The sequence below is a fragment of the Brevibacterium rongguiense genome, from assembly GCF_009857845.1.
In the GTDB taxonomy this organism is placed as follows: Bacteria; Actinomycetota; Actinomycetes; order Actinomycetales; family Brevibacteriaceae; genus Brevibacterium; species Brevibacterium rongguiense.
Genome location: NZ_WWEQ01000079.1, coordinates 1 through 10,565, shown reverse-complemented (window position 1 = coordinate 10,565; position 10,565 = coordinate 1). Strand labels below are relative to the sequence as shown.

Here is a 10,565-nt window from a genome sequence, read left to right as displayed (position 1 = left end):
GCCGGCGGGGCCGGGCACGGCGCCACGGGGGCCGAGCCCGCCGCGGATCCAGCTGAACCCGAGGCCTCCGCCGCCGCGCCGCGCCCAGCCGGGCGCCCGCGGCTGAGCCCCTGGGCGGTCATCCACACGCTGCTCGTCGCGGTGCTCGTGGCCTTCCTCGGCACCATGCAGCACCTCAACGCCACCGCGGTGAGCCTCGGGGGCCAGCAGCTCGTCCTCCCCTGGGGGCTCGTGCTCGCCCTGGCCCTGGCCGCCGCGGCGATGTGGCACGTCTCCGTGCTCTACCGCTCGACGATGCTCCTGGTCGTCACCGCGGTCATCATCTCGCTGGGCTCGTTCGCGCTGGGCCAGCCGGGCCTGCTGCCCGGGCACGACCTGCTCGTCGTCAACACGCTGCGCTCCGTGGGATGGCTCTTCGGGCCCATGCTCATCGCCGCGGTGCTCGCGTTCGCCCTGCCCTCGCTCAAGCGGCGGCCCGCCCGCCCCTGAGCGCCCCTGGGCACACCGCCCGAGCCCCGGGCGCGCACCGGGCCCGGGCCCCGCACCCGCCGCGGTGCCGGCCCTCCCCGCCGACCTTCCCCGCAGCCAAGAGGAGACCCTGTGCCAGCCAGCCGGCAGCCGCACCGCAAGCCGAAGCCGACACCCGCAGCGACGACCACGCGGAAGTCCGCGCGGAAGTCGGTGCACCCCGCGGCGACCCGTCGGGCGGGCACACGAGCCGCCCTCATCGCCGGCATCGTGCTGGCACTCCTGTTCGGCGCCTACGCCGCCGCCGCGGCCCTGAGCGGGCGCACGATTCCCCACGGCACCTCGGTGGCGGGTGTCGACGTGGGCAGCAAGAGCCGCGCCGAGGCCGCTGCCGCGCTGCGCGCGGGCCTGGACAAGCGGGCGAGCAAGCCGGTCGAGCTCACCGCCGCGCAGGGCGAGCGCACCGCGCGCACCCAGCTCAAGCCGGCCGACGCCGGGCTGGCCCCGGACATCGACGGCACCGTCGACGCTCTGCTGGGCTTCACCCTGGACCCCCGCATCGTGGTGCCCCGCCTCCTGGGCGGCAGCGAGCGGCCCGTGGACATCGCCGCCGATGACCATGCGCTGACCACCGCCTCGGACGCCGCCGCGAAGAAGCTCAGCGCGGCGCCCACCGACGCGGCCCTCACCGTGACGGGCTCCACGACCCACGTGAAGAAGGCGGCCACCGGGATCGAGGCCGATGGCGCCGCGGTGCGCTCGGCACTGCGCACCGGCTGGCTGCGCGAGGACAGCCTGCGCGTGGCCTCCGAGGCTGCGGACCCGCAGGTGAGCACGGCAGACGCGCAGGAGGCACAGCGCTCCCTGGCCGAGCCGGCCCTGTCCAAGCCCCTCGTCCTCACCGTCCGCGGCTCCGGGCAGGAATCCCGCGTGACGGTGCGCCCGGCCCAGCTCGCCGCCGCGCTGTCGTTCCCGGCCAAGGACGGCGCGCTCACCCGCAGCATCGACGCGAAGAGGCTGCACGCGGCGATCGCGAAGCAGGACTCCACCCTGGGCACCGCGGCGCGCGATGCGAGCTTCCGCATGTCCGGCGGTGCCCCGGTGGTCGTGCCCGCCCGCAGCGGCACGACCGTCGAGCCCAAGGCACTCGTTGCGGGCGTCGAGCACGCGGTCGGCGCGGCCAACCGCACCGCCGCCGTCACCCGCACCGTGCAGGAGCCGGAGTTCACCACGGCGGATGCGAAGAAGGCCGATGTCTCCCAGGTCGCGTCCGAGTTCCACACCCCCTACAACTCGGAGCCGGCGCGCGACGCGAACCTGCGCACCGCCGCGCGGAAGGTCACGGGCACCGTCGTCATGCCCGGCAAGCGGTTCAGCCTCAACGACACCCTGGGCGAGCGCACCGCGGCCAACGGCTACCGCAAGGCGGGCGTCATCTCCGGTGGCGAGATGAAGGAGGACTACGGCGGCGGCGTCTCACAGGTCTCTACGACGCTGTTCAACGCCGCGTTCTTCGCCGGCTTCGAGCTCAACGAGCACCAGGCGCACTCGCGCTACATCTCGCGCTATCCGGAGGGCCGCGAGGCCACCCTGGACTGGCGCTCGATCGACATGGCCTTCACGAACACGACGAAGTCCCCGGTGGTGCTCGCGATGGACGTCTCCGGCGGCAGGGTCACCGCCCAGGTCTTCGGCACGCGGGCCTACGACGTCAAGGCCGAGTCGTCCGGACGGTTCAACCGGACCTCACCGGGGACCAAGCAGGGCTCGGGGTCGACCTGCAGGCCGCAGTCGCCCAAGGGCGGCTGGTCGATCACGATCAAGCGGACCATGACCGAGAAGGCCACCGGGCGCACCACCCGGGACCAGTTCACCACCGTCTACGCGCCCGTCACCGGGATCACCTGCCGCTGAACCCGGTGCCGGGCGGGCTCTGGGCCGGGTGGGTGCTGGGCCGGGCGGGGACTCAGCCGGGCGGGTGCTGGGCCGGGCGGGCACTCAGCTGGGTGGGTGCTGGGCCGGGTGAGTGCTCAGCTGCGGCGGGCGAACCAGTACCGGTGGTGCTCGGCGAAGCCTAGCTGGGAGAACAGCCCCAGGGATGGCGCATTGGCGCCCTCGACCTCGGCCATGAGCGAGCGCACACCCTGCCGGGCCGCGAGGCTGGCCGCCGCCTGGACGAGGGCGCGGCCGGCGCCCCGGCGGCGCAGCGCCTCATCGATTACGAGGTTGGACACGACCCCCCACTTCTGGGCGATGGCCAGGCGGACCGTCCCCACGAGGCTCTTCGAGCCGTCCGGGTGCTCGGCGATGGCGGAGACGATCGTGAACCGCTCCGGGCTGCGGATCAGCGCCGCGAAGTCCGCGTGCCCCTCGCTGCCCTCGCCGTCGGCAGGCCGGCCCCACGCATCGAAGTGGGGGCGGTGGGCGTCATCGGAGACGACGATCGCCAGGCCAGCTGGCACCTCGGCGGAGCCCGCGGCCTCCTTCGCATCCGCGGTGAGCGCCAGCGTGGGCCCCGAGGGCGCGAAGCCGCGCTCGCGGAAGATCGCGCCGAGCGGCTCGCAGCTGGGCGCCAGCGCGCCCTCGACGGTGGAGAAGATCTGGACGGCCGGCGGCAGCGAGCGGTCCGCGTACCAGCGCTGCGCGATGTCGAGCGCCTCGGCGGGCTCGATGCCCGGCGCGGTGAGCGGCAGCGCGCTGTTGGCGCGCTGCGAGACCCCGTGCGCCGCGCGCAGCAGCCAGCCCGACTGGACATCGGAGGCGGACTCGGAGGCCTCCGCCCGCAGATTGTCGGCGTTGAGCCAGACTGCATCGGCCGGCAGCCAGACCGCCGCGGAGATCCGGCGCAGGTCCTCGGGGGAGACCACCCGGTGCAGGCGCCCGGGCTGGGTGGGGGCCGGCGGCATCTCGTGGACGACCTCGATCGCGGCGACGGGAATCTCGACCCGGCCGCGGCCCGTGTCCATGATGACCCGCTGGTCGTCCGCCGCGGCCACGGTGCCCAGCGCATCCGTGGTCTGCCCGTCCGCACCGTAGCGGATGACGAGGCGCTGGCCGGGGCGGGGAGTGGTCATGGGATACCTCGTGATTCGCGTGGCGGGCCGGGGCGGCCGCTGTGTCCGAGCGCACGGCGCGGGCACCGCGTCAGCCCTTCCCCCTACCCTATGAGGGAGTACCCTGGTGGGAGTGCATTTGGACCGCGATGCGCGCCGTGCGGCCGCAGGGCTCCCTGTGCCGGGTTCGCCTGCCGCGGACCCGCTCGGATGCTCGGCGACGACGCGGTGGTCCCGGTGAGCCGCTGCGGCCGCCGGCGAGCAGCCGCTCGCGGGTCCGGCCCGCACCCCGCCGCGGCAGCGCACGAGCCGACTTCGACCGAGGAGACCTGGAAGTGACCTACGTCATCGCGCAACCGTGCGTGGATGTGAAGGACAAGGCCTGCATCGACGAATGCCCCGTCGACTGCATCTACGAGGGCGAGCGCTCGCTCTACATCCACCCCGATGAGTGCGTGGACTGCGGGGCGTGCGAGCCCGCCTGCCCCGTCGAGGCCATCTACTACGAGGACGATGTGCCGGAGGAGTGGTCCGAGTACTACACGGCCAACGTCGACTTCTTCGATGAGCTGGGCTCCCCGGGCGGGGCCGCGAAGCTGGGCAACACCGGCACGGACCACCCGATGATCGCCGCGCTGCCCCCGCAGAACCAGGACGACTGAGGCGACCCGCCCGCGGGGCTGGGGGGCCGTGAGGCCTGCGCACCCGTGCTCCTCCCGTCCATCCGCAGACCCCAACCCATCCGCAGACCTCCCGCCCATCCGCAGAAGGGAACCACGATGACCGGCTTCGGACTCGGACTGGCCGAATACCCGTGGGAGCTGCTGGCCCCCTACCGCGCCCGCGCGCAGGAGCGCGGCCCCGTGTGCGACCTGTCGATCGGCACGCCGGTCGATCCCACCCCTCCCGTCATCCGCGAGGCGCTGGCCGCGGCCGCGGACTGGCCCGGCTACCCGCAGACGGCGGGCACCCCGGAGCTGCGCGAGGCGATCGCCGACTGGTACCGCGCCTGGCACGGGGTCGAGCTCGACCCGCACACCCAGGTCATCCCGAGCGTCGGGTCCAAGGAGTTCATCGCGCTCCTGCCCCTCTTCGCCGGGCTGCGCCAGCGCGGCCTGGCGCTGGCCGGCCCCTCGGTCGGCTACCCGACCTATGAGATGGGTGCGGAGCTCGCCGGAGTCGACTATGTGCGCCTCGACGCCGAGGCGGTGGCGGGGGGCGCCTCGCTGGCCGGGATCGGTCTGCTCTGGCTCAACACGCCGGGCAATCCCTCCGGTGCGGTGCTCGCTGCGGACCTCATGCGCGATGCGGTGGCGGCGGCGCGCGCTGCGGGGGTCGTCGTCGCCAGCGACGAGTGCTACGGCCTGCTCAACTGGGCGGGTCCCGCGCCCGCGCCCTCCGTGCTCTCCCGTGCGGTGGTGGGCGACGACCACACCGGCGTGCTGAGCGTGTACTCGATGTCGAAGGAATCCAACCTCGCCGGCTACCGCGCGGCCTTCGCCGCGGGCGACCCGCAGCTCATCGCCGACCTCACGAACTCCCGCAAGCACGCGGGACTCATCGTGCCCGGCCCGGTCCAGGCGGCCATGGTGGCCGGCCTGCGCGACCAGGACCACGTCCGCGCGCAGAAGGACGCCTATCGGCGCCGCCGCGCGGTGCTCGAGCCCGCGGTCCGCGCGTTCGGGCTGCGCATCGACGACTCCGAGGCGGGCCTCTACCTGTGGTCCACGGCGGGGGAAGACTGCTGGACCACGATCGGCCGGCTCGCCGACCTCGGCATCATCGCCGCCCCCGGCATCTTCTACGGTGAGGCCGGGTCCCAGCACGTGCGGATCGCGCTCACCGCCCCGGACGACGTCATCGCCGCGGCGGCCGAGCGCCTGCGCGGCTGAGGGCCCTCCCCATACCGGAGCCCGTGCGGCACGGGCGCCCGCGCACCGTGCTCGCCCGCGCCTCGGCGACGGCGGGCGCACGGTGCACGGGCACAGGATGCCCTGCTCACCGCCGGGTTTAGAGTTGGGCGCCAACAGCCTGTACGCTCTGATGTGACTGTTAAACAACGCTCACGGTTCTCTTGAGATGCAGGAGTGCCTGGGGGAAACGCTGAGGAGAGACATGGCAGCTGACGGTGTCCTGCGGGTCGACGATCACGAGTACGAACTCCCCGGGGTGCCCTCGGCCGAAGGCATGGAGGGGCTGCGGATCGGCTCCCTGCTCAAGGACACCGGCAAGGTGACCTACGACCCGGGTTTCGCCAACACCGCCAACGCCTCCTCGGCCGTGACCTACATCGACGGTGACGAGGGGATCCTGCGCTACCGCGGCTACCCCATCGAGCAGCTCGCGGAGAAGTCCACGTTCGTCGAGGTCAGCTACCTGCTCATCTACGGTGAACTGCCCACGCAGACCCAGCTCGACGAGTTCGACGCCCGCCTGCGTCGCCACACGATCGTCCACGAGGACCTGCGCCGCTTCTTCCAGGCATTCCCCCTCGACGCGCACCCCATGCCCATGGTCTCCGCAGCGATCAACGCGATGTCGACGTTCTACCAGGACAGCCTCTCCGTCTTCGACGAGGAGCAGATCGACCTGTCGACCGCGCGCCTGCTCGCGAAGATGCCGACGATCGCCGCGCTGGCCCACCGCAAGAACCAGGGCCTGCCGGTCGTCCACCCGGACAACTCGCTGGGCCTGGTCGAGAACTTCCTGCGCGTGAACTTCGGCTTCCCGTCCGAGCCCTACGAGGTCGACCCCCTCAAGGCGAAGGCGCTCGACCAGCTCTTCATCCTCCACGCCGACCACGAGCAGAACTGCTCGACCTCGACCGTGCGCCTCGTGGGCTCGTCGCAGGCGAACCTCTACCAGTCGATTGCGGCGGGCATCAACGCCCTGTCCGGCCCGCTGCACGGCGGCGCGAACTCCGCGGTGCTGGAAATGCTCGAGGGCATCAAGGACTCCGACGACGGCGCCAAGAAGTACATGGAGCGGGTGAAGAACAAGGAGAAGGGCGTGCGCCTCATGGGCTTCGGCCACCGGGTGTACAAGAACTACGACCCGCGCGCCGCCATCATCAAGGGCACGACCCACGATCTGCTCGAGAAGTTCGGCGGCGACGACGAGCTGCTCGACCTGGCCCTCAGCCTCGAGGAGATCGCGCTGGCCGACGACTACTTCGTCGAGCGCCGCCTCTACCCGAACGTCGACTTCTACACCGGCCTCATCTACAAGGCGATGGGCTTCCCGACCAACATGTTCACCGTGCTGTTCGCGGTGGGGCGCCTGCCGGGCTGGATCGCCCAGTGGCGCGAGATGATCGATGACCCGGAGACGAAGATCGGCCGCCCCCGCCAGATCTACACGGGGGCCACGGAGCGCGGCTACGTCCCCATGGACGAGCGCTCGAACTGACGCAGACGGCAGACGGCCGGCGGGACCCCTGGGGTCTCGCCGGCCGTCTGCCGTCTGGGCGCGGGCCTCAGTGCAGGTCGGGGTTGAGCGAGATGCCCGCCTCGCGGGGCAGCGCCTCGACCGCGCCGGTCGTCGAATTGCGGCGCAGGAGCATGTTGGACCGGCCGGACAGCTGCGAGGCCTTCACCACCGTTCCGCCCTCCTCCGGCAGGCTCACCCGGGTGCCGGCCGTGACGTAGAGCCCGGCCTCCACGACGCAGTGATCGCCCAGCGAGATGCCCACGCCCGCGTTCGCGCCCAGCAGCGTGCCCGCCCCGATCGTGATCTTCGCCTTGCCCCCGCCGGAGAGCGTGCCCATGATCGAGGCGCCGCCGCCGATGTCCGTGCCGTCGCCCACGACGACGCCCTGGGAGATGCGGCCCTCGACCATCGCGGCGCCCAGCGTGCCCGCGTTGAAGTTCACGAAGCCCTCGTGCATGACGGTGGTGCCCGGTGCCAGGTAGGCGCCCATCCGCACGCGGTCGGCGTCCGCGATCCGCACACCCGAGGGCACGACGAAGTCCGTCATCCGGGGGAACTTGTCGACGCCGTAGACGCTGAGCTGGCCGTCGGCCAGGAGCGCGGCGCGCGTGGCCTCGAAGCCCTCCGGGGAGCAGGCCCCGCGCGAGGTCCACACGACGTTGGCCAGCGTGGCGAAGATGCCGTCGAGGTTGAGGTCGTTGGGGCGCACGAGGCGGTGGGAGAGCGCGTGCAGGCGCAGGTAGGCATCCGCGGCGTCCGCGGGCGCGGCGTCCAGGTCGATCGTCGTGGTCACGACCGTCGCCGTGGTGCCGCGCGCCTCGTCGGCGCCCGCCAGGGCGCTCAGGTCGGGGGCGAGGCGCTGCGCGGCGGCGAGCGCGTCGTCGGCGCTCTGCCCCAGGGTGGGGGCGGGGAACCAGACGCTGAGGACGGTGTCGGCGAACGAGGTGGCCACTCCGGTGGCCGCGGCGAAGCGTGAAGTCATGCGCCCAGCCTAGCGGGCGGTACGCTGAGGCCATGACCCCCATCCAGGCCAGGCGGATGCCCGCCGGAGGCCGCCGATGAGCGCCGGCGGCAGCACCTACGACAAGGGGCCGGTGCGCCTGCGCCGCTCCCAGATCCCCGCGACGACGACGGACCAGCGGCTGCTCGACGAGCGGGGGAGCACCGACTGGGTGCACGAGGACCCGTGGCGCGTCATGCGCATCCAGGCGGAGTTCGTCGAGGGCTTCGGCTCGTTGGCGGAGCTGGGGCCCGCGGTGTGCATCTTCGGCTCCGCCCGCATCCGCCCCGAGGAGCCCGCCTACGCTGCCGCCGAGGAGGTGGCCCGGGGGCTCGTCGCCAGCGGCTACGCGGTCATCACGGGCGGCGGGCCCGGCATCATGGAGGCCGGCAACCGGGGCGCGTGCGAGTCGGGCGGGCTGTCCGTGGGCCTGGGCATCGAGCTGCCCTTCGAGTCCGGCATCAACGAGTACGTGGACCTGGGGATCAACTTCCGCTACTTCTTCGTGCGCAAGACGATGTTCCTCAAGTACTCGCAGGGCTACGTCTTCATGCCCGGCGGCTTCGGCACGCTCGATGAGCTCTTCGAGGCCCTCACCCTCGTCCAGACCGGCAAGATCACCCGCTTCCCGATCGTGCTCATGGGCACCGACTTCTGGGCGGGGCTCGTGGACTGGCTGCGCGAGACCCTGCTGGCGCGCGGCACGATCTCCCCGCGCGACCTCGACCTCTTCTGCGTGACCGACTCCCCGGCGGAGGCCGTCGCGCACATCGCGGCGGGCATCGGGCCCAGCTCGCCCATCGGATGAGGCAGGGCAGCCAGGCCGGGTCGGACGCACCCGCGGGCGGGGAGGGCGCGGGGCAGCCCGCAGGGCCCGAACCGGGCGCCCGGGCCGTCTTCGAGCTCGGAGCCGTGCGCGCCGGGCCGCTGCGCCCCGTCGTCATGGCGGTGGTGAATCGCTCCGCGGACTCCTTCTACGCGTCCTCGGCCACCGCCGCCGAGGCAGTGGCGGCCTGCGCGCGCGCCGCGCGGGAGGGCGCGGGCATCGTCGACATCGGGGGAGTGCGCGCCGGGCGCGGCCCCGCCGTGTCCGCGGCCGAGGAGATCGACCGCGTGTGCCCCGTCGTCGAGGCCGTCGCCGCGGAGCTGCCCGACCTCGTCATCAGCGTCGACACGTACCGCCACGAGGTCGCCGAGGCGGCCGCGCGGGCCGGGGCACGGCTGCTCAACGACACGTGGGCCGGCCACGACCCCCGCGTGGCGCAGGTCGCCGGGGCCCACGGCATCGGCCTCGTGTGCTCCCACACCGGGGGCCTCGAGCCGCGCACGGACGCCCACCGCAACCGCTACGGGCTGTGCGCGGCAGACCTCCTCGATGACGTCGAGGAGGGGCTGGCGGGGCTCGTCGCGGCTGCGCGGGCCGCCGGGGTGGCGCCCGGCCGTATCCTCATCGACCCCACCCCGGACTTCGGGAAGAACACCTACCAGTCGCTTGAGGTCATGCGGGCACTCCCGCGGCTGTGCGCGGGGGAGCTGCCGGTGCTGCTCGCGATCTCGCGCAAGGACTTCATCGGCGAGGCCGCGGGCGTGGCCGATCCCGCCGACCGGCTGCCCGCCACCATCGCGGCCACGGCCCTGGCCATCGACGCGGGGGTTGCGGTCATCCGGACCCACGATGCGGCGGCCACGGTCCAGGCCATCGACACGGTGCTCGCGGTGCGCGGCATCCGGCCCCCGCGCACCGCGGTGCGCGGGCTCGTCTAGCGCTGCGCCCGGCCGCCCGGTGCCGCGGGGCGCGCCCGGCGGCCTCCGGAGCGGCGCCGAGCGCCTGTGACACACTGGGCCCATGCCTGTGTGGATCGTCGTCGGAGTGTGCGCCGCCGTCTTCGTCATGGTCATCGCCGTGGCCGGCTCCTTCAACCTGTTCAACGGCGGCATGCCCGCCGCCTCGGAATCCGAGCCGCGCCCCGGCCTGCCCGCAGACTTCGCCGCCGCGGACATCGCCCAGCTGCGGTTCTCCCCGGCCCTGCGCGGCTACCGGCCCGACGAGGTCGATGCCGCGCTCGACGCACTGCACGACCGGATCGCCCAGCTCGAGGCCGGCCGGGAGCCGGCCGCCGGGGCAGACGGGGTCGAGGAGCCCGTGGGCCAGGCCGCCGGCGAGCCGGGTGCCGAGCCCGCCGCCGAGCCCGAGGGGACTCGCGGTGCCGCCGCCGAGCTCGGCGATCCGTCCGAGCCCGCTGCCCCGGCAGACGCGGACATCCTGGCTCAGGTGCACGACCCGGCCGAGCCGATGATGCGATCGAGCCGAGCGGTCGACGCGAACCCGCCGCCCCTGTGACCGCTGAGCCCGAGTCTGAGCCCGAATCCGCGGGCGCCGCAGACGGCGCCGAGACCCCGCGCCGCACCTCGGGTGCGGCCGGCGAAAGCTGAGCATGCCCCACGACGTACCCAGGACCTTCCCCGCGCCGGACGGCGCTGCCGAACGCGAAACCGGCCGCGCGCAGGCGAGCCCGCCGGCCCGGGGAAGGTCCTGGGTACGTCGTGGGGCATGCTCAGCTTTCGCCGGCCGCACCCGAGGTGCGGCGCGGGGTCTCGGCGCCGTCTGCGGCGCC

9 protein-coding genes and 1 pseudogene are annotated in these 10,565 nt (G+C 73.4%); 8 read left to right on the top strand and 2 right to left on the bottom strand.

Annotated features, from left to right (window positions below; all coding sequences use genetic code 11):
* Both GSY69_RS12750 and GSY69_RS12745 read left to right on the top strand, forming a co-directional pair.
* A pseudogene (locus GSY69_RS12750) lies at nt 1-489 on the top strand (PIG-L family deacetylase); the annotation flags it as partial.
* Between the two features lie 249 nt (nt 490-738).
* Entirely contained in the window at nt 739-2,382 is a 1,644-nt protein-coding gene (locus GSY69_RS12745; RefSeq protein ID WP_160954221.1) for a VanW family protein, read from the top strand.
* A gap of 116 nt (nt 2,383-2,498) precedes the next feature.
* Here GSY69_RS12745 and GSY69_RS12740 read toward each other — a convergent pair whose 3' ends face one another.
* A complete protein-coding gene (locus GSY69_RS12740) occupies nt 2,499-3,542 on the bottom strand; it encodes a GNAT family N-acetyltransferase (RefSeq protein ID WP_160954220.1) in 1,044 nt (347 codons plus the stop codon).
* 314 nt (nt 3,543-3,856) lie between these two features.
* On the opposite strand from GSY69_RS12740, the gene fdxA reads away from it, so the two are divergent.
* The 3 genes from fdxA (at nt 3,857) to GSY69_RS12725 (ending at nt 6,929) form a co-directional block, all read left to right on the top strand.
* The gene (fdxA, locus tag GSY69_RS12735; protein ID WP_160954219.1) at nt 3,857-4,183 is read left to right on the top strand and encodes a ferredoxin; all 327 of its coding nucleotides are present in this window, start codon (nt 3,857-3,859) and stop codon (nt 4,181-4,183) included.
* Between the two features lie 117 nt (nt 4,184-4,300).
* The gene (gene dapC / locus GSY69_RS12730; RefSeq protein WP_160954218.1) at nt 4,301-5,413 is read left to right on the top strand and encodes a succinyldiaminopimelate transaminase; all 1,113 of its coding nucleotides are present in this window, start codon (nt 4,301-4,303) and stop codon (nt 5,411-5,413) included.
* A gap of 223 nt (nt 5,414-5,636) precedes the next feature.
* Nucleotides 5,637-6,929, top strand: coding sequence for a citrate synthase (locus tag GSY69_RS12725; protein WP_160954217.1), 1,293 nt, complete (start codon nt 5,637-5,639; stop codon nt 6,927-6,929).
* Nucleotides 6,930-6,996: 67 nt separating this feature from the next.
* Here GSY69_RS12725 and dapD read toward each other — a convergent pair whose 3' ends face one another.
* On the bottom strand, nt 6,997-7,932 hold the full coding sequence (gene dapD / locus GSY69_RS12720) for a 2,3,4,5-tetrahydropyridine-2,6-dicarboxylate N-succinyltransferase (RefSeq protein ID WP_160954216.1): 936 nt from the start codon (nt 7,930-7,932) through the stop codon (nt 6,997-6,999).
* 76 nt (nt 7,933-8,008) lie between these two features.
* Between dapD and GSY69_RS12715 the strand changes: the two genes are divergently transcribed.
* The 3 genes from GSY69_RS12715 to GSY69_RS12705 all read left to right on the top strand — a co-directional run bounded on the left by GSY69_RS12715 (nt 8,009) and on the right by GSY69_RS12705 (nt 10,291).
* Nucleotides 8,009-8,758 carry an LOG family protein gene (locus GSY69_RS12715; protein ID WP_160954215.1) on the top strand — a complete coding sequence of 250 codons (750 nt, stop codon included), beginning with the start codon at nt 8,009-8,011 and terminating at the stop codon, nt 8,756-8,758.
* Complete coding sequence (gene folP / locus GSY69_RS12710; protein ID WP_160954214.1) at nt 8,755-9,714, top strand: dihydropteroate synthase; 960 nt, start codon at nt 8,755-8,757, stop codon at nt 9,712-9,714. The genes GSY69_RS12715 and folP overlap by 4 nt, the downstream gene beginning before the upstream one ends.
* 82 nt (nt 9,715-9,796) lie before the next feature.
* A complete protein-coding gene (locus tag GSY69_RS12705; RefSeq protein ID WP_160954213.1) occupies nt 9,797-10,291 on the top strand; it encodes a DivIVA domain-containing protein in 495 nt (164 codons plus the stop codon).
* Nucleotides 10,292-10,565: the final 274 nt, after the last annotated feature.

Coding starts and splice junctions, on each gene's coding strand:
- GSY69_RS12740 (WP_160954220.1), bottom strand. CDS start 3,542: ATGACCACTCCCCGCCCCGGCCAGCGCCTCGTCATCCGCTACGGTGCG.
- dapC (WP_160954218.1), top strand. CDS start 4,301: ATGACCGGCTTCGGACTCGGACTGGCCGAATACCCGTGGGAGCTGCTG.
- GSY69_RS12725 (WP_160954217.1), top strand. CDS start 5,637: ATGGCAGCTGACGGTGTCCTGCGGGTCGACGATCACGAGTACGAACTC.
- dapD (WP_160954216.1), bottom strand. CDS start 7,932: ATGACTTCACGCTTCGCCGCGGCCACCGGAGTGGCCACCTCGTTCGCC.
- GSY69_RS12715 (WP_160954215.1), top strand. CDS start 8,009: ATGAGCGCCGGCGGCAGCACCTACGACAAGGGGCCGGTGCGCCTGCGC.
- folP (WP_160954214.1), top strand. CDS start 8,755: ATGAGGCAGGGCAGCCAGGCCGGGTCGGACGCACCCGCGGGCGGGGAG.
- GSY69_RS12705 (WP_160954213.1), top strand. CDS start 9,797: ATGCCTGTGTGGATCGTCGTCGGAGTGTGCGCCGCCGTCTTCGTCATG.